Source organism: Rossellomorea sp. FM04394 (assembly GCF_041889765.1).
GTDB lineage: Bacteria > Bacillota > Bacilli > Bacillales > Bacillaceae_B > Rossellomorea > Rossellomorea aquimaris_B.
The window spans coordinates 4268582-4287821 of record NZ_CP168654.1; the positions used below are offsets into that span (position 1 = coordinate 4268582).

A 19240-nucleotide genomic window follows, 5' to 3' on the forward strand; every position below is an offset into this window, starting at 1 on the left:
AGTATTCCCCTCCGCGTCCAATTTCTCTATATTAATATTCAATCGTTAGGATGGGTGTGCCAATCACAAAGGTTGTCTTAGCGCCCATTCCGCTTTTCCGTAGACCTAGTTGTATATTCATATCATCATTTTTTGTTGGTATAGTCCGTGACATTTGTTCCGAGTAAGCTGAAATGGAATAAAAGCCTTCTTCTTTAAGTGATTCCAATTCTTTTGCGTCTAATTTCGACATTAATTCGACAGCCTGATTCGACAAAACTTTCTCAAGCTTATCATTGAATTCGCCTTTTATACAAGAGAAAATCAAAGGTTTAGTAGTAAAAATGATTTCCATATTTGGGATGAATTGAGTCTTGATATAATGCTTCGTCTTTTCTCCCAACGCTTTCTGAGTACCGCGCATTTCATACATAATATACGAAACAGACTGCTTGTTTGTGAGGGTGTGCTGGAACTTAATGGTTTCTTCCCCGTGAGACGTCTGACGTTGTCCCACAACCATTACCTCTTCAGCTGACTTTTTCGTCACCCACTCAAAATCAGAAAATCTTTCTTGCATAGTAGTACTATATTTGGCAAATCCTTTATCCGTGAAGCTTTTTTTGTTTTCTCTTGCATATAGAGACCATTCAGTTACCTGACCTTGAGAATGAACAATGGCCTGATCAAGCTTTTCAATGTCTAATAAATGATTGGCTTCGATAGTGTTGTTCCCATTAAAAACAGGAAGAAAACCTAATCCAACAAAAAAGATTAAAATAATGTAAAAATACCGACCCATTTTCCATTCCTCCCCTTACCTAAAAGTCTGTCCGAATAGGAGAAGAACATACTTGAAAATTGTCGTCATCTTTTTACAATTATTGAGGCTTTCATGCTGTTAAATGAAAAGGGTTTCACTTTGAAACTTTTTCACAAAGGCAAGAGCACAAAATTAATATTACTCAATACAGGCTTTAATGAAAACATGCAGGAAGACCTATTTTTGGCAGTAGCTCTATTTATTCAAAGAAAACAGGCAGTTGCTGGGACCATAGGTAGTAATCCAGTAAGAATTGGCTCACGGCTGAGCCGATCGCAATCGTTAGCAGAATATACAGTAGTCTCCCTTGAGCGACTCGATTTTTCTTAAGGAGCTTGTCTAACTGGATGGATTGCAAAGACCAAAATGTGATCCCGAATACGAATAGATGCACGAGCATGCTGATCAGGGCCTGCTGGCCAAAGCTTTCTACCACTTTTCTCACTCCTAATAATCATTTCGACGCACATATTCCATTTTATCACATTACGTTCGCACAACATATGATATTTATATTAAAAATATGTCCATTGCGTTAATGAATATATTCTCCTGATACGTTTTAGTTCAGGCTGGTAATAGTGTTTGAAATTCCAGCAGCTTACAAAGGTCCGTCCCTATAAAAAACCACCCTTCCACAAGGAAAGGATGGTTTTGGTGTTTCATTAGAAGTTACGTTCGGAAACGTTAATTCTGTTCATGGCACGCTTCAGAGCGAGTTCGGCACGACGGAAGTCTACGTCGTCGCGTTGTGCCTGCATGCGGTCTTCAGCGCGGCCTTTTGCTTCTTTAGCGCGTTGTACATCGATAGCTTCTGCTGTTTCAGCAGACTGTGCTAGAATTGTCACTTGTTCAGGACGTACTTCTAAGAATCCGCCACTGACAGCTACAAGCTCAGTGTTGCCACCTTTTTTCAGGCGAACCGCACCGATTTGTAGTGGAGCAACCATCGGAATGTGTCCAGGTAAGATTCCAAGCTCACCGCTTTGAGCTTTCGTGCTCACCATTTCCACTTCTGAATCGTACACTGGGCCATCGGGAGTGACAATATTGACTTTTAATGTCTTCATTTTCTTCCCTCCTGGTCCCTAATTATACCTCTACGCCCATTTCTTTAGCTGCTGCTAATACATCCTCAATCGGACCTACTAGACGGAACGCATCTTCAGGAATGTGATCGTATTTACCGTCAAGGATATCTTTGAAACCTTTAACAGTGTCTTTCACTTCAACGTAAGAACCTTTTTGTCCAGTGAACTGTTCTGCAACGTGGAAGTTTTGAGATAAGAAGAATTGTACACGACGTGCGCGGTGTACAGTCAGCTTATCATCATCAGAAAGCTCATCCATACCAAGGATCGCAATGATATCTTGAAGTTCTTTATAGCGCTGCAATGTTTGTTGAACATTACGAGCGATGCTGTAGTGTTCTTCTCCTACGATTTCAGGAGAAAGAGCACGGGAAGTTGATGCCAATGGATCTACCGCAGGATAGATACCCATCTCAGAAAGTTTACGCTCAAGGTTCGTTGTTGCATCCAAGTGAGCGAAAGTCGTTGCTGGAGCCGGATCCGTGTAGTCATCGGCAGGTACATAGATCGCTTGGATCGATGTTACAGAACCTACGTTCGTTGACGTGATACGCTCTTGCAATTGACCCATTTCAGTAGCAAGTGTCGGCTGGTAACCAACGGCAGATGGCATACGGCCTAGTAGGGCAGAAACCTCTGAACCTGCTTGCGTGAAACGGAAGATGTTATCGATGAACAGAAGTACGTCTTGACCTTGTTCATCACGGAAGTATTCAGCCATTGTAAGACCCGTCAAGGCAACACGCATACGCGCACCTGGCGGCTCGTTCATTTGTCCGAATACCATCGCTGTTTTCTTGATAACCCCAGAGTCGCTCATCTCGTGGTAAAGGTCATTTCCTTCACGAGTACGCTCTCCAACACCGGCGAATACAGAGATACCACCGTGCTCTTGAGCGATGTTGTTGATAAGCTCCTGGATTAATACGGTTTTACCAACACCGGCTCCACCGAATAGACCGATCTTACCACCCTTGATGTATGGTGCAAGTAAGTCTACTACTTTAATACCTGTTTCTAGAATCTCAACTTCTGTAGAAAGCTGCTCGAATGTAGGTGCTTGTCTATGAATCGGGTCACGACGGATACCTGCTGCAAGAGGCTCGTCTAAATCGATTGATTCACCCAGAACGTTGAATACACGACCTAATGTGATATCCCCTACTGGTACAGAGATTGGTGCTCCTGTATCAAGCGCTTCAGCTCCACGTTGTAATCCATCTGTGGATGCCATCGCGATTGTACGTACAGAATCATCACCTAGGTGAAGGGCAACCTCTAATGTAAGTTCAGCTCTATCTGCAATTTGGACCTTTAATGAGTTGTAGATATCAGGAAGTTGGCCATTAGCGAACTTGACATCGACAACTGGACCCATTACTTGAAGAACGTGTCCTTTGTTCATCTCTTTCCCTCCTAACTAGCTTTTGACGACAAAACTATGTTGTAATCCGGGACTAAGCCGGAATTTCGTTTCTATTCGAGTGCTGCTGCCCCGCCGACGATTTCCGTGATTTCTTGGGTAATCGCTGCTTGACGCGCACGGTTATAAGAAAGTGTAAGGCTGTTAATGATGTCTTTCGCATTGTCTGTTGCGTTTCTCATTGCTGTCATACGTGCAGCGTGCTCACTGGCTTTACCATCAAGTAACGCTCCGTAAATCAAGCTTTCAGCATATTGAGGAAGCAACACTTCCAAAATTTCTTCAGCATTAGGCTCAAACTCATAAGAAGTTAATTTCGATGAAGAAGAATCAAGCTCCGTTAAAGGAAGAACCTTCTTCTCGGTAACATCTTGTTGAATGGCACTGACATAGTGGTTGTAGTACATGTAAAGCTCATCATAAGCACCATCTGAGAACATGCTGACTGCCTTGTTGGCAATGTCTTTAATGTCTGCAAAGTTTGGCTGATCTGGTAGCCCTACAATACCTTCCACTACATTATCGCCTCGCTTTTGGAAGAAGTCCCTTCCAATACGACCTAACGCAATAATGGCGTATTCATCTTTTGAGCTGTGACGCTCTTTAATCGCATTACTTACAGCACGAATGACGCTCGAGTTATAAGCCCCCGCCAAACCGCGGTCAGATGTAATGACCAAGTAGCCGGTTTTTTTTACGGGGCGGGAGACTAGCATCGGATGCGTTACATCTGTGCTACCAAGGGAAATGGAAGCAACGACTTCCTGAATTTTTTCCATATATGGAACGAAGGCTTTCGCATTCGTTTCAGCACGGTTCAATTTAGAGGCAGAGACCATTTCCATTGCTTTCGTAATTTGACTGGTTTTCTTCGTAGATGTAATACGAGTTTTTATGTCGCGTAACGATGCCACTGGTTCTCACCACCCTTTTAAAATGTTAGTCATATTCACTAGAACCAACTAAATAATCGAATAATCAGCCGGTGTCATCAGAATGAACACCGACATCATATAAAATTACTCAGACTTTACAAATGTCTTCTTGAATTCGTTGATCGCAGCGACCATTGCATCGTCTTCAGGAAGACCTTTTGTTGTGCGGATATGGTCTAACAGTTCTGTATGGTTGTGATCTAACCAGCTTAGGAATTCACCTTCGAAACGACGAATATCTGTTACTGGAATATCATCTAAATGACCTTTTGTTAATGAATAGAAGATCATAACTTGTTTCTCAACATTAAGTGGTTTGTTAAGATCCTGCTTCAGTACTTCAACAGTACGCGCTCCACGGTTAAGTTTCGCTTGTGTCGCTTTATCAAGATCTGATCCGAACTGAGCAAATGCTTCAAGTTCACGGTATGCCGCTAAGTCAAGACGCAGTGTACCGGAAACCTTCTTCATCGCTTTGATTTGTGCGGATCCACCAACACGTGATACGGAAAGACCTGCATTGATCGCCGGACGAACACCGGAGAAGAATAGGTCAGATTGTAAGAAAATCTGTCCGTCAGTGATGGAGATAACGTTTGTTGGAATGTAAGCGGAGATATCTCCTGCTTGTGTTTCAACGAATGGTAATGCTGTGATGGAACCTCCACCTTTTGCATCACTTAGCTTCGCTGCACGCTCAAGTAAACGAGAGTGTAAGTAGAATACGTCACCAGGGAATGCTTCACGGCCTGGAGGACGACGTAATAATAGTGAAAGCTCACGGTATGCAGATGCCTGCTTAGAAAGATCATCATATACAACAAGAACGTGCTTGCCGCTATGCATGAATTCTTCACCCATTGTGATACCAGCGTATGGCGCTAAGAATAGCATTGGAGCTGGTGAAGCAGCTGAGGCTGTTACAACGATTGTGTAATCAAGGGCACCGTGCTTACGAAGCGTTTCAACTGCATTACGTACAGTTGATTCTTTTTGTCCGATCGCAACATAGATACAGATCATGTCTTGACCTTTTTGATTTAGGATCGAATCGATCGCAACAGATGTCTTACCTGTTTGACGGTCCCCGATGATTAACTCACGTTGACCACGACCGATTGGAACTAGAGCGTCAATCGCTTTGATACCAGTTTGAAGTGGCTCGTGTACGGATTTACGATCCATTACACCAGGTGCTCCACCTTCAATTGGACGTGTTTTCGTTGTCGCAATTGGACCTAATCCATCAACTGGTTGTCCAAGTGAGTTTACAACACGACCTACTAATTCTTGTCCTACTGGAACTTCCATGATACGTCCAGTACGACGAACCTCATCGCCTTCACGAATGTCTGTAAATGGTCCGAGAATGATGATACCTACGTTGTTTTCCTCTAAGTTCTGCGCCATACCCATGACACCGTTAGAAAATTCAACAAGCTCTCCAGCCATGACATTGTCGAGGCCATGAGCACGAGCGATACCGTCACCGATTTGGATAACTGTACCTACATCGCTTACTTTCATCTCAGACTGATAGTTTTCAATTTGCTTTTTTATCAGCGCGCTGATTTCTTCCGCCTTGATGCTCATGAATTTCACCCCTCATTTATACGAAAGTTAACGAACAAGTTCACGCTCAAGACGATCTAACTTACCGGCAAGTGTTCCGTCATAAATACGGTTGCCGATACGGACCTTAAGTCCGCCAAGTATGTTCTCGTCTATCACATTCTCAATTCTTAATGATTGTTTACCAATTTTCTTAGCAAAAGAAGCTGAGATTGCTGTCTTCTCATCTTCTGTTAAAGCACGTACGGAGTACACCTTTGCTTCTGCAATCCCTCTAGCTTCATTAGATAGCTCGATGAATGCATCGACAACGCCCACTACCTGATCTTCACGATGACGATCAGTCATAAGAAGCAGTGTATTCAATACTGGAACTGAAACAGCAGAGAACGCTTCTTTCAACATTTCTTTCTTCTTATCCGTCGAAAACTTCGGATTTTCCAAAAGAATGCTTAATTCTTTATTTTGGATAAAAACGGATTTCACTGCACGAAGCTCTTGTTCAATCGCTTCTAATTGATTGTGTTCTTTGGCAATATCGAAAAGAGCTAACGCATAGCGTTTTGCGACTGTAGAGTAGCTCATCGCTCTTCTCCTGCCTCTTTAATATAATCGTTGATTAACTTCTGTTGATCTTGAACAGAAAGTTCTTTTTCAATGACTTTCGATGCAATCAGAACAGATAGTGAAGCAACCTGCTCGCGTAATGCTGCCATCGCTTGTTCTTTCTGCGTCTCGATTTCACGTTTCGCAGATTCTTTCAAGCGCTCAGATTCCTGACGAGCCGCGATGATGATTTGTTCACGTTGCTCATCGCCCTGCTTTTTAGAGTTCTCGATCATCGCTTGCGCTTCTTGACGAGCCTCTTTTAAAAGTTGACGCTGTTCTTCTAAGCTCTTATTTGCTTCTAGACGGCTTTGTTCAGCCGCTTCTATTTCGCCTGCAATGTGATTCTCACGCTCTTGCATGATGCCCATCAAAGGACCCCAGGCAAACTTCTTCAGTAACGCAAGAAGGATAAGGAACATAGCAAGCTGGAATACGATATCTCCACCTGTGAAGCCGCCACCAGCTCCAAGGACTAATGCGTTTGTAAGCACGAGGTTTCACTCCCTTCAAGAGTCAATGCCTTCCATAAAGAAAGCTTTACAATAACGGCAAACGCCGTATCATTCATAGTCAAATGTTCATAAGTACTAAACATAAAGGAATGGCGAAGGTTCTTATCGAATGATCTTCGCCATCTTGAACTTTCAGTTACTATTATTGACCCATTACGATGAATGCGATAACTACTGCGATGATAGGAATCGCCTCTACTAACGCAACCCCGATGAACATTGTAGTTTGAAGCATTCCACGAGCTTCCGGTTGACGAGCCATACCTTCTACCGTACGTGAAACAATAAGACCGTTACCAATACCTGCACCTAGTGCTGCTAAACCGATTGCAATTGCTGCTGCTAAAAGACCCATTCTGAATTTCCTCCTTTAAATGTATGAAAAAATGTTTTGAGTAGTTTTGTTCAATTTTGAACAGGGTATATATTAATGGTCGTGGCTGACTTTGTGAGCCATATAAACCATCGTTAACATAACGAAAATAAATGATTGGATTGCGCCGACAAAGATTGAGAAGCCTTGCCATACAATCGTCGGGATGATGGCACCCAGTAATCCGGCTGCTCCCATGTGTGCCAGGCTCCCTACCAGTAAAGTAAGCAGGATTTCCCCAGCGTAGATGTTACCGTAAAGACGAAGACCAAGCGTTAGTGTGTTGGCAAATTCTTCAATGATCTTCAGCGGGAATAAGAACGACATAGGTCTGAAGAAGTCTTTACCGTATTCACCGAAGCCTTTCATCTTGATCGCATAATAGTGTGTCAACACAACGACCATAACTGCAAGGGTCATCGTGATAACTGGATCCGCTGTTGGTGACTTCCACCATAATTCGTGGTCAATGACTACCGAAAACGGAAGCCCTAACATGTTCGATACGAAAATGTACATGAGTAAAGTAAGTCCAAGGAGATGGAAACGACCACCTGTTTTCCAATCCATATTACTTTTCACGATATTTTTGACAAAGTCCATGACCCATTCCATAAAGTTTTGCACTCCGGTCGGTTTCATGGCCAGTCTACGAGTTGACAGAACGGCGATGAGGAATACAACGGCACTTGCCACTGTGATCATCAGTACGTTCGCCAGGTTAAAAGTTAACCCTAGAAACTCGGCTGTAGGATTTTCATGATGCAATGAAATTCACCTCTCTTCCCCGCTATTTATGAGCTAAAAGCTGCTGAATAAAATAATCTATCATAATGACAAGGTATATTGTCATTAATCCCATAATGACGCTCAGGAGATGAAAATGTTCAGGATATTCCGTTGCAATGATCACTGCAAAGGCTGCACCTGCCATTCTTGAGAAGGTCCCTAAAGATCGAACCTTTTGACCAGCTTCTACTGCATCACCGAATCGCACGGTTCTCCTCATGATCAGCCAGTGACTAAACAGACTGATGCCTGTCCCCAAAATAAGCCCAAGGAAAATAGACTGATAGGAAGTAAAACCCCAACCGAGGACGTAAAAGGAAAGGAGGAAAAATATGTACTTACGATGCCTGTTAAACACTTGCTGAAGTTCTGGCATTTACATTAATCTCCCGAATTGAAATGTTGGACTGTACGGAGCATGGTGTAGATTCCTGTTGCGAGCCCAAGGAGTAGTCCAATAATTAAGAAAAGTGGTGTGGTGTTCCATATTCCATCTAACCATCTCCCGCCGAAGATCCCTATTAAGATAGAACCAACAAGCTGGGAAAGAATAGCAGAATACAAGACCATCGATTGATACGGGCGTCGATCATTTTGACGCATTTTTTTCATCTCCACACATGTGATTTAGTGGAAAATCATTAACACTGTACAAATGATGAAAAACCGTTTTCATACGGGCTCAACCCTTGTGAAAACCTTATCATTTTATACCCTTTGTAAGCATACAATAGGGCTTTATCTATGTCAATGCGTTCAAGTTAAAAAGTTCACAACCTATCCACGCGTTCCCAAATTGTTCACATTTTCAACACATTTACAGAAAAGCGGAGGCGGGTTGGTCAGGCCCGACAAGCACAACTGGGAAATCCCTAAAGGCGCTCTTTGCCTTTTGGGATTTTTCAGTTGTGACCTCGAGGGACTACCCGCCGGAGCTGGACATATCGAAAAGCGGAGCCGACTGGTCAGGCCCGACGAGCATAAGATGAATATGCCGGAAAGGCGTTCTTTGCCTTTTTGGCATATTTAGCTTATGACCTCGAGGGACTAGAAGGCGCAGCTGGACATGTCGAAAAGCGGAGGCGGGTTGGTTGGAGGCGACAAGCATAAGGCGAACTTACCGGAAAGGCGCTCTTTGCCTTTTTGGTCAATTTAGCTTATGACCTCGAGCCCCAAGCCCCCGCAGCTGGACATGTCGAAAAGCGGAGATCGTTTGGTATGAGGCGACAAGCATTTTCGCTTAAAAAACCCGACAAACGTACCTCTTTCGCCCCCAGTTGATAACTTTATTAACAAATCCATAGATTCTATTTTCACATGCCCCTTCATTATATAGAAGATTCTATTTATGAGTAACCCTTGAATTTAATGTAAATACTTCCAACTAAATTACAATGGTTTTTTTGGGTTATATAAATATGAAAGCCGGATTATCACGTGTCGATAATCCGGCTTTCTTATTTGCTTCAAATTATTTCGTACCGTATAAGCGATCTCCCGCGTCCCCTAAACCAGGAACGATGTATCCTTTTTCATTCAGCTTCTCATCAAGAGCCGCGATGAAGATATCAACGTCAGGGTGCGCTTCCTTGATTGCGTCTACCCCTTCAGGACAGGCAACAAGGCACATGAATTTGATGCTTACCGCGCCGCGTTTTTTTAAAGAGTTGATAGCTTCAACAGCAGATCCGCCTGTTGCAAGCATCGGATCGACTAAGATGAAGTCACGCTCTTCCACATCACTTGGTAGCTTTACGTAATATTCAATCGGTTTAAGAGTCTCCGGGTCACGATATAAACCAACGTGGCCAACTTTTGCAGCCGGGATCAGTTTAAGAATTCCATCTACCATGCCAAGGCCGGCACGCAGAATTGGAACAATTCCTAATTTTTTACCTGCAAGAGTCTTGGCCTTTGCGTTGCTTACCGGCGTTTCTACATCAATATCCTCTAATGGTAAATCGCGGGTGATTTCAAACGCCATTAGTGTTGCTACTTCATCAACAAGTTCACGAAATTCCTTCGTACCTGTTTGTTTATCACGAATAAACGTTAATTTGTGTTGGATTAACGGATGATCAAATACATATACTTTGCCCATTCGACTCTCTCCTTTAAGTTCGATTTTATGTAAAAATAGTTTGTCCACTTCATTTACACCTCAGACTATTGTACATAAAAGACAATTTAAGAGCAACAAGAGATGGGAAGTGTAATGGAATCGTTAGAAATCATCCGGGGTGCATGAGAATGAACATGTAAGCTGGTGTGATTGCCGGTGGTTTTTGGTTAATTATGTTAATCGGCTGGATTTTTATGAAAAGCCGCTGGATTATCGCGAATAACGGCCGGATTACCATTTAAGTCGGCCCTCACCCCCAGTATTTAGAGCTTAAAACCGATAAATAATCTACTTTTCTACTAAAAAACCTCTCCACCAGGGAGGTCCGTCCCTAGTGAAGAGGTCAACATCTATTATCTTTCTGGATATAATTCAAATTTGCTTGTCAGGTCGATGACGCGTTTGCGTGCTTCTTCCAGTTTCGCTTCATCTTCATGGTTTTTAAGAGTCAATGCCATGATTGAAGCAATTTCGTCCATGTCTTCGAGCCCGAAGCCTCTTGATGTAACAGCTGCCGTACCGATACGGACACCGCTTGTTACGAATGGGCTTTCCGGATCGAACGGAATCGTGTTTTTGTTTACTGTGATACCAATCTCATCAAGTACTTTCTCTGCGATTTTTCCAGTCAGTCCTAGTGAGCGCAGGTCGATAAGTAATAGATGATTATCTGATCCACCTGATACAAGGTTGATTCCTTCTTTAACAAGACCTTCACCTAAACGGTTGGCATTGTCGATGATGTTTTGCGCATAGTCTTTGAAAGAATCCTGAAGCGCTTCACCGAAAGCAACAGCTTTAGCTGAGATCACGTGCATAAGTGGCCCGCCTTGAATTCCAGGGAAAATAGACTTGTCTATTTTCTTAGCAAACTCTTCTTTACATAGAATCATTCCGCCACGAGGTCCACGTAATGTTTTGTGAGTCGTTGTTGTCACGAAGTCTGCATAAGGAACCGGGTTCTGATGAAGACCAGCTGCTACAAGACCAGCGATGTGAGCCATATCCACCATTAGGTAGGCTCCCACTTCGTCTGCGATTTCACGGAATTTAGCGAAATCGATCGCTCTTGGGTATGCACTTGCTCCAGCTACAATCAGCTTAGGCTTGTGCTCTAATGCTTTTTGTCTAACATCTTCATAATTGATAAGATGCTTTTCTTCATCCACACCATACTCTACGAAATTATATTGAATACCACTGAAGTTGACGGCACTTCCGTGAGTCAGATGTCCACCATGAGATAAGTTCATTCCAAGAACCGTGTCACCTTGTTCGAGGATCGTGAAGTAGACTGCCATATTGGCTTGTGCTCCTGAGTGAGGCTGAACGTTTACATGCTCAGCTCCAAAAAGTTCCTTTGCACGATCGCGAGCTAAATTCTCAGCTACATCGACATGCTCACAGCCACCATAATAGCGACGACCTGGGTACCCCTCTGCATACTTGTTTGTCAGAACGGAGCCTTGTGCTTCCATAACCGCTTCACTGACAAAGTTTTCAGATGCAATTAACTCGATTTTCGTTCGTTGACGCTCTAATTCATCTTGAATCGCTGCATAAATTTCCGGATCTTGCTTGGCAATCTTACTCATACATATCCCCCTTTAATTCATAGGCCCAACTGCTCTAGGTGCCTCATTGATTCATTCAATCTCATTCTAACACGATTCAGCAAAACGCGAAATAAAAACCTCTAGTCAAAACGTAATGTTCGTGTTTAGAGGGACGGACCTCATGTGATATGGTTCACAAGTGGCTCGATCTAATACATGTCTGCCCCCCACGAGTAGCATTATGCCTATATTTGTCGAATGATTGTGAAATTTTCATAATCGTTAGTGATATCACTGCCATGGTTTTAAATCTCCCATTCCACCCATTTATCATAATCATAATCTCCCTAATTCCCTTTATAGTTCGGGATTCAAAACAGGCTTAAGGTCTAATAACAGAAAGCTACAATAAAGGTCCGTCCCTCGACGATGAGAAACGGACCTTCAAGTGTGTATTATTCGTATACGGCTCTGACTCCGCCGATGAGTTTAGGTCTGGTTTTGGCGAGTGTGACGTGGGCTTCGCCGAGGCTTTTCTGTGATACCCGGATGGGGACGGCCACGTGTTTCAGGTGCATGCCGATAAAGGTATCCCCAATGTCGATGCCGGCGTCGCCTTTTATATGCTCTACCATGACGGGATCTTCAAAGGAGTGATACGCTTTGGTGGCCATCGCTCCGCCTGCTTTTCGCACAGGAATGACCGTTACCTCATCCAAGCCTCTTCTTTCTGCAGCGTCTCTCTCCAAAACGAGTGCCCGGTTCAGATGCTCGCAGCATTGAAAAGCGAGTGAAACGCCAATGGAATCAGCCCAACCCTTCAGCTCATCAAAAATCATTTCCGCTACTTCTATGGTTCCTGATGTCCCGATCCTCTCCCCCATCACTTCTGATGTGGAGCAGCCGACAACAAACACTTGTCCTTTTTTCATCGGAACCTGTTCGCTGAAATCTCGGAGGATCGTTTGCAGTTCTTCTTTTAATTGAGCGATTTCCATGAAATCAACTCCCTACTGTTTGTCTTCGTATGCCGTGATTTTCCCAATACGATTGGCATGACGGCCACCCTCGAATTCCGCACCCAGCCATGTTTTGGCGATTTCACGTGCAAGACCCGGACCGATTACGCGTTCACCCATGGCCAGCATATTGCTGTCATTGTGCTCGCGAGTCGCTTTTGCACTGAATACATCATGTACAAGAGCACAGCGGATCCCCTTGACCTTATTAGCAGAAATGCTCATACCGATTCCTGTACCACAAATCAGGATGCCACGATCAAACTCACCACTCGCCACTTTTTCTGCAACAGGAACGGCATAGTCCGGATAGTCAACGGACGTTCCACACTCACAGCCGAAATCCTCATACTCGAGGCCCAGCTCTTCTAATAATGATTTGATTTCTTCGCGGATATTTACCCCGCCGTGATCGGATGCAATTGCAATTTTCATCGTAATCCCACTCCCCATATGACTAGACTTTGTTAGGTTTTATTTTGCCACATACTCTTCATTATATAAAGTTTTTGAGATCATTTTTAAAAGAAGGAGCCGAAAGTCACTCATCAAAAAAAAACGAACATGAGGTCCGTCCCTCATGTCCGTCTATTTTACAAATGAAACCGAGTAATCGTACTCTTCAGTGATTCCGCTTGTTCTTTGAGGTTCAATGCCAATTCCTGTACGTCACTCATTACAACCGCTTGTTCTCTAGTAGATTCCGACACTTCTTCCGCCCCCGCGGAGGTTTCTTCTGCAATGGCCGCTACCTCCTGGGATTGCTGGGAAGTCAGTTGGATGCTTTCCATCTGCTGATCTACAAGGATTGAAATGTTCTGAACGGCTTCTGCTACTTCATGGATCGTCTTCGTCATCGTTTCGATCATTTCATTTGTCTGTGTTCCTTTTTTCGCTTCAGAATTTGCAGAGTCAACTTGAGCAGTGATCTGTCCAACGACATTTCCAACCTCAGCCTGAATGTTCTTGATGAGTTCGGAAATGCCTTGGACTGCCCTGCCGCTTTCGTCTGCCAGTTTTCGGACTTCCTCGGCGACAACGGCAAATCCTTTACCGTGCTCTCCTGCCCGTGCCGCTTCAATGGAGGCATTCAAGGCGAGAAGATTGGTTTGGTTTGCAATATCCCCGACCAACTGAATGATCTTCTCCACCTTTTTCGCATTGTCTTCCAATCGGTGCACGGCGTCCAATGAATCTTCATTACCTTTTGCAAGCCGGTTGATACCTTCTACCAGGGAATGAATGACTTCCTTGCTCCCTTGAAGCTCCGTCACCATATTCTTGGACAATTGCTCAGATGATTTGGAGTGATTCTGTACTTCCTGTGCGATTCGAATCACGTCCTCAACAGATTCAGCCGTCGTTTGAATGGCCAAGGCCGAGCTCTCGGCACCCGCTGAAATTTCGCTGATCGTTTTGGAAATGGAATCCGCTTGAGTAGAAGCTGCTTCCGATGCTCTCGACAGCTCAATCACATTCGAATTTGTTTTAGTGAAATTCTCGTCAATACTCGATACCATGTCCCGGAGATTGTGGAGCATGCGATTGAAGGCCAATGCGAGTGATCGGATTTCATCATCCGACTTCGGCACAACGACTTCCACAGCAATGTCCCCTTGTGCTGCTTTCAACGCCGCCTGCTCCAAACGCTGAAGTGGTTTGACGATGAATCCCGCTGCAAAAAAGGCAAGCACACCTGACCAGAAAACACCCATTCCCAGTGTCAGGCTCGTAAATAAAAGCTCGTTCATATCAGGTGCAAAAATAGGTTTGATAAAATAAATAAAAAGTGCACTCGTTGAATACGTCACCACTGCAAGAAGCGTGATAAAGAAGACTAATTTCTTTCTTAGACCCGATTTATAGCTTCTTCTCTCTTTCCCCATCCTTTTTCTCTCCCTGTCTCGACCTTAATCCAGCTTTTTGATTAACTCCCCAATCAATGAATCCAGCTCTCTGTATGTATGTCTATAGATGTCCACACTTCCCCCATACGGATCCGATACGTCCAAATCAGCAGGATTTTCAAGGACAAACTCCTTTAATGTGAAAATTTTGTCCGCCACATGTGGATACTGATCCACAATCGCCCGCTTATGATTCGATGTCATAGTAAAAATATAGGAAGCCCAGTCCAGGTTCTCCCTCGAGAGCGAACTCGATTGGTGTCTATGTATTATATCGTTCTCTTTCAGCACTTCTTTAGTCTGAAATGAAGCATCACTTCCGTCCATGGCAAAAACCCCTGCAGACTTCACATCAAACTTCTCCGCACCCTTATGCTTCAAAACTGCCTCCGCCATAGGACTACGGCACGTATTTCCCGTACAAACAAATAAAATATTCATCACGTCATCCTCCTTACAGCCTATTATAAAATATTTTCCAATCTCCCCATAGCCCATTCACAATATATACAAAAGAAAAGCGCAGGGGGCTTGCTCAGGCCCGACTAGCATAAGATAAACCACAAAAAAAGCCCACCCAAGAGGGACGGACCTTCGTCTATAAAACTCCCAATCTACCATCACCAGCTTTATTACAACGGCAGCAAAAGCTTAATCCCAAACGCAAACAAAATGCTTCCACCCAGAGCCTCACTATATGTACCGAGTACCCCCTGGAATTTCCGCCCTATCAATAAACCGGCCCATGTCAAAACCGTCGCCGCTATTCCGAAACAGAAAAGGGCGACCGCGGTTCTCGCACCGAAAATCCCCAGAGTCAGTCCAACGGAAAAGCTGTCCAAGCTTACACTCAAGGCAAAGAGCACCAATCCAAACCCCACTGGAGAAATGAGTGTCGATTCCTCTTCCTTGAAGCTTGACATGAACATTTGGATTCCCAATACAATCAAAAGTAGTCCGCCAGCATACCCTGCAAATGCACCGAACGTTTCTGATAAAAACTTCCCCGTCATCATCCCGAAGAGGGGCATCCACACATGAAAGATCCCGACGACCAATCCTATATATAAGATTTGCTTTAATCTCAGCTGAAACATACCCATCCCGATCCCGATCGAAAAGGCATCCATCCCAAGAGCAAATGCCATTAACATCAGCGTAATCAATTCTCCAATAATCGTTGTCATCTTTGTTTTCCCCCTCCGGACATGCCTACAGAACAAATTTATGCACGTCCAAGGGAAAATAGAATGAGAAATGGACAGGAGCCTGGGTATAATTGTAAAAACCTACTGCTAAAGTGAATATCGGCGCTACAAAAAACCCCTATGGTCCCATCAAACCATAGGGTCAAAACATCATCCTTTAACCACCCGATACCCGGCGGCTTTCTGAAGTCGGTTCATAATCGCCAGTCCTACTCCTTCTTCGGGAAACATTTCGGCAAAAATGATATCTACATCGCTTTTATTAAAAGCACGGAGCGTATCGTAGAGACTCCGAGCGACTGTTGTCAGGTCCTCTCTTCGTCCAACCGAGAGAATGACGTCTGCCTCGAAGTCATCCATGAATTCTTCCGTTGTTAACACACCCACTTTGAGACCTTCTGCTTTTTTGTTATCCACCAATTTCTGAAGGTCCTCCCTCGTACCATCCACTAAATATACAGGAGCATCAGGGGCGTAATGTGTATATTTCATGCCCGGGGATTTCGGAGCTCCCTTTCCTTCTTTTAAAGAAGGGTCCACTTCCACTAAACCGACCACTTCTTCCAGCTGTTCCTTGGTGATTCCTCCGGGACGTAAAATGATAGGCCTTGGTCCCGTACAATCCACAACGGTCGACTCGACACCTACACCCGTTTCACCTCCGTCGACCACGCCTGCAATCCGGTCTTCCAGATCATCGATGACATGCTGAGCCGTTGTCGGACTTGGTTTCCCTGAGCGGTTCGCACTTGGTGCCGCAATCGGCAGTCCAGACGCTTCAATGATCGCCAGAGCTACAGGATGATCAGGCATCCGGATCCCCACAGTCGGTAATCCCGCTGTTACTTTTTGAGAAAATACGTTTTCCTTATTATTAAAAATAATCGTTAATGGACCCGGCCAAAAAGCATCGATGAGGTTCGCTGCATCACCAGAAACATCCTCCACCAGTTCTTCCAGCTGATCTTTATTTGATATGTGGACAATCAGTGGATTATCCGATGGTCTTCCCTTCGCTTTGTAGATTTTCCCCACAGCGGTATCCGATTTCGCATTGGCCCCCAGACCATAAACCGTCTCTGTCGGGAACGCAACCACCTCATTTTGTTGAAGAATCTTCGCTGCATCCACAATATGTGGATAACTTTCACTGTTATCCACATCTCTTTCCACAATCCAATGTTTCATCATTTCCGTCATCCACCTTTTTATTTCAACAATCAAACTCTGTATATAAATACTGAATTAACAAGCGTTCAACTATCGTACTCTTTTGAAAGTATAAAAGAAACCCCACAAATTCTCAAGTCTTGTCCACAAAACGTGAATAAAACTCTACAGACTGTGGATAAACCTGTGGATGATGTGAATAATTCTGAAAAAAGAGATATTTACGTTAGCAAATGGCACCTCACGTATTTTGTCGAATTTTACACATAAAAAAACTGAATCATTTTTCTATAAAAATGATTCAGTCTACTAGCAGACTACTATCGAACAATAATATCTTTTAGTGGAAATTTGTCGAAACCTCTCATTTCACCCTAAAGTTCCAACTTCATCGTAATGCAGTTATCCACTGTGGATAACTTTTTGGCGTGAACGAAATTCTTCAGTTCATCCACAAAAGGCTCTTTTTCCTGTTGAAAACCTAACAGGTCAAAGAAATTCAGCGATGCTTTTCGATTAGAGATTAAGTAAAGGCTCGTAAGTTCTTTTTCTTTCGCCAATTTTAAAATCTCTTGAAAAAGAGCAAATAATTCTTCACTTTCAAAAGAAGAAGTCACAACGAGTGAGCGCAGAAGGCCTATTTTCTCCTGAACTTCAATCCCAAGCGTCCCGATTAACTGCTTCTCTGAGTCTTCCACTACTAAAAAACAATCAACACTATTTTTAATGCCTTCTGTACTTAAACCCGCTTTCATTAAGAAGGCTACAACTTCATGGATATCTTCCTGTGTTGCCTGGCGAATCACTTTTAACATCATTTCTTCCTCCCTTTTCTATCATCCCCTAGTGTTAATGTATGAGGAGAAAGAGAGAATAGAACAAGTTGTTGGGAAAAATAATAGAAAGATAGACATAAAAAAGCTCCATCTCTGGGGGATGAAGCTCTACGTTTTACTTATTGAATAATCCTTTGAAAAGATCTACCACGAAGAAGCGCACCTTTACTTCTTCCTCTTCTCCTTCTTCAACGAAGACTGGCTCTGCTTCCACGCTGTTTTCTTTTACTAGAAGCTCTTCTTTAACCGGTTCTTCTTCAGACAATGTTTCTTTCGTCATTTCCGCTTCCACTGCTTCCAGCTCGACTTCTTTATAAGCTACCACATCTTCCATTTCTGTTTCAGGAGCTTTCATTCCTTCTGCATCTGAGTCCAATTCATCTGCCTGATCTTCAGGATCTACTTCGGTGATTTCATTTCCACTGGCCTCCACTTTCGTTTCAAATCCAGGACTTCTTACCGCATTTCCAGTCGAGAAATCAAGGAAGCATAGAGGTGGATAAAGGACACACCACCAGTTCGCTCCTTCCCCTGCACCCAGAGTAATCAACACTGCTTCATACTCACCTGCCGGATATAAATATTGACCGTATAATTTAGTAGGAAACTCAACTTTTCCAAAATCAACTTTCACCGATTGATCTAAGCCTTGCTCCGCGACAACCTCTTCAGCAATTTTCTGCAGCTCCGGTAATCCCGCTTGAATCACTGACTTTGCCTCGTCTTGTGATGTAAGAGTCGATACCCAATTCGTTATCTCCTTATTTACTTCATCACGTACGAGTCTTTTCACGTTCTGGTCCTGCTCCATATCACTGTTTGCCAGAATCCGGAGTCGAATCGCTTCTTCCGGAATCACCATCGTCTCCTGAGCCGCCATTTCCTGCTTTGGTATATATAAACTTAGAATCGTTCCTAATGATAGAATCAAGATATACAATAAAACCGTATGTTTTGTTTTCATTTCCTCTCCCCCTCAGTAAAACAGTCTAGTCAAAAAGGGGAAATCTTAAACTAGTAAAATAACATTTTTGTTTTGAAAATATGCTGAACTCCGATTTTGAAAATAAAGGCTGTATTCGTAAACTTTGTTGCTTTTAAAAAAGCGAGTGCTAGTTGATTTCCGCTCCAGGTGCTCGCTTTCCGCGGGGCGTGAGTTGAGCCTCCTCGGGCTTTGCCCTGTGGGGTCTCAACTTTCCCGCTATTCCCGCAGGAGTCGAGCACCTTCCGCTCCAATCAACTTTCTGAGAATCTCTCTTTCACAGATATAAATCATGAAAACAACTTTTTATATTCAACCAGACAATTTCTGCATT

At 43.6% G+C, this 19240-nt stretch carries 22 protein-coding genes; all 22 read right to left on the reverse strand.

Annotation, left to right across the window (positions count from 1 at the left end):
• Positions 1-31 precede the first annotated feature (31 nt).
• Positions 32-781, reverse strand: coding sequence for a YwmB family TATA-box binding protein (locus ACCB35_RS21320; protein WP_374055229.1), 750 nt, complete (start codon positions 779-781; stop codon positions 32-34).
• Positions 782-1001: 220 nt separating this feature from the next.
• Complete coding sequence (locus ACCB35_RS21325; protein ID WP_044339983.1) at positions 1002-1238, reverse strand: DUF1146 family protein; 237 nt, start codon at positions 1236-1238, stop codon at positions 1002-1004.
• A gap of 229 nt (positions 1239-1467) precedes the next feature.
• Positions 1468-1872 (reverse strand): F0F1 ATP synthase subunit epsilon, encoded by a 405-nt coding sequence (locus tag ACCB35_RS21330; RefSeq protein WP_044339984.1) that lies wholly within the window; start codon positions 1870-1872, stop codon positions 1468-1470.
• A 22-nt stretch (positions 1873-1894) separates the two neighbouring features.
• The gene (gene atpD, locus ACCB35_RS21335) at positions 1895-3298 is read right to left on the reverse strand and encodes a F0F1 ATP synthase subunit beta (protein WP_374055230.1); all 1404 of its coding nucleotides are present in this window, start codon (positions 3296-3298) and stop codon (positions 1895-1897) included.
• Between the two features lie 71 nt (positions 3299-3369).
• Positions 3370-4230: a F0F1 ATP synthase subunit gamma gene (locus ACCB35_RS21340; protein WP_044339986.1), complete on the reverse strand. Its 861-nt coding sequence runs from the start codon at positions 4228-4230 to the stop codon at positions 3370-3372.
• A gap of 105 nt (positions 4231-4335) precedes the next feature.
• Positions 4336-5844 carry a F0F1 ATP synthase subunit alpha gene (gene atpA / locus ACCB35_RS21345; RefSeq protein ID WP_044339987.1) on the reverse strand — a complete coding sequence of 503 codons (1509 nt, stop codon included), beginning with the start codon at positions 5842-5844 and terminating at the stop codon, positions 4336-4338.
• 27 nt (positions 5845-5871) lie between these two features.
• The gene (locus ACCB35_RS21350) at positions 5872-6408 is read right to left on the reverse strand and encodes a F0F1 ATP synthase subunit delta (protein WP_044339988.1); all 537 of its coding nucleotides are present in this window, start codon (positions 6406-6408) and stop codon (positions 5872-5874) included.
• Positions 6405-6923, reverse strand: coding sequence for a F0F1 ATP synthase subunit B (locus tag ACCB35_RS21355; protein WP_044339989.1), 519 nt, complete (start codon positions 6921-6923; stop codon positions 6405-6407). The genes ACCB35_RS21350 and ACCB35_RS21355 overlap by 4 nt, the downstream gene beginning before the upstream one ends.
• A gap of 163 nt (positions 6924-7086) precedes the next feature.
• Positions 7087-7299: a F0F1 ATP synthase subunit C gene (atpE, locus tag ACCB35_RS21360; protein WP_044339990.1), complete on the reverse strand. Its 213-nt coding sequence runs from the start codon at positions 7297-7299 to the stop codon at positions 7087-7089.
• Between the two features lie 72 nt (positions 7300-7371).
• Complete coding sequence (gene atpB / locus ACCB35_RS21365) at positions 7372-8085, reverse strand: F0F1 ATP synthase subunit A (RefSeq protein ID WP_044339991.1); 714 nt, start codon at positions 8083-8085, stop codon at positions 7372-7374.
• A 22-nt stretch (positions 8086-8107) separates the two neighbouring features.
• Positions 8108-8482 carry an ATP synthase subunit I gene (locus ACCB35_RS21370; protein ID WP_044339992.1) on the reverse strand — a complete coding sequence of 125 codons (375 nt, stop codon included), beginning with the start codon at positions 8480-8482 and terminating at the stop codon, positions 8108-8110.
• A gap of 5 nt (positions 8483-8487) precedes the next feature.
• On the reverse strand, positions 8488-8709 hold the full coding sequence (locus ACCB35_RS21375) for an AtpZ/AtpI family protein (protein WP_044339993.1): 222 nt from the start codon (positions 8707-8709) through the stop codon (positions 8488-8490).
• A gap of 868 nt (positions 8710-9577) precedes the next feature.
• Entirely contained in the window at positions 9578-10207 is a 630-nt protein-coding gene (gene upp / locus ACCB35_RS21380; RefSeq protein ID WP_044339995.1) for a uracil phosphoribosyltransferase, read from the reverse strand.
• 374 nt (positions 10208-10581) lie between these two features.
• Positions 10582-11823, reverse strand: coding sequence for a serine hydroxymethyltransferase (glyA, locus tag ACCB35_RS21385; protein ID WP_374055231.1), 1242 nt, complete (start codon positions 11821-11823; stop codon positions 10582-10584).
• A gap of 416 nt (positions 11824-12239) precedes the next feature.
• On the reverse strand, positions 12240-12782 hold the full coding sequence (locus ACCB35_RS21390) for a TIGR01440 family protein (protein ID WP_374055232.1): 543 nt from the start codon (positions 12780-12782) through the stop codon (positions 12240-12242).
• A 12-nt stretch (positions 12783-12794) separates the two neighbouring features.
• Positions 12795-13238 carry a ribose 5-phosphate isomerase B gene (gene rpiB, locus ACCB35_RS21395; RefSeq protein WP_044340552.1) on the reverse strand — a complete coding sequence of 148 codons (444 nt, stop codon included), beginning with the start codon at positions 13236-13238 and terminating at the stop codon, positions 12795-12797.
• A gap of 158 nt (positions 13239-13396) precedes the next feature.
• Positions 13397-14689, reverse strand: coding sequence for a methyl-accepting chemotaxis protein (locus ACCB35_RS21400; protein WP_374055233.1), 1293 nt, complete (start codon positions 14687-14689; stop codon positions 13397-13399).
• 24 nt (positions 14690-14713) lie between these two features.
• The gene (locus ACCB35_RS21405) at positions 14714-15151 is read right to left on the reverse strand and encodes a low molecular weight protein arginine phosphatase (RefSeq protein ID WP_374055234.1); all 438 of its coding nucleotides are present in this window, start codon (positions 15149-15151) and stop codon (positions 14714-14716) included.
• A gap of 191 nt (positions 15152-15342) precedes the next feature.
• Positions 15343-15897: a manganese efflux pump MntP family protein gene (locus tag ACCB35_RS21410; protein ID WP_044340555.1), complete on the reverse strand. Its 555-nt coding sequence runs from the start codon at positions 15895-15897 to the stop codon at positions 15343-15345.
• A gap of 171 nt (positions 15898-16068) precedes the next feature.
• A complete protein-coding gene (locus tag ACCB35_RS21415) occupies positions 16069-17109 on the reverse strand; it encodes an L-threonylcarbamoyladenylate synthase (protein WP_374055235.1) in 1041 nt (346 codons plus the stop codon).
• 353 nt (positions 17110-17462) lie between these two features.
• Positions 17463-17906, reverse strand: a complete 444-nt coding sequence (locus ACCB35_RS21420) for a GNAT family N-acetyltransferase (protein ID WP_044340556.1) — start codon at positions 17904-17906, stop codon at positions 17463-17465.
• A 133-nt stretch (positions 17907-18039) separates the two neighbouring features.
• Positions 18040-18888, reverse strand: coding sequence for a stage II sporulation protein R (gene spoIIR / locus ACCB35_RS21425; protein ID WP_374055236.1), 849 nt, complete (start codon positions 18886-18888; stop codon positions 18040-18042).
• Positions 18889-19240: the final 352 nt, after the last annotated feature.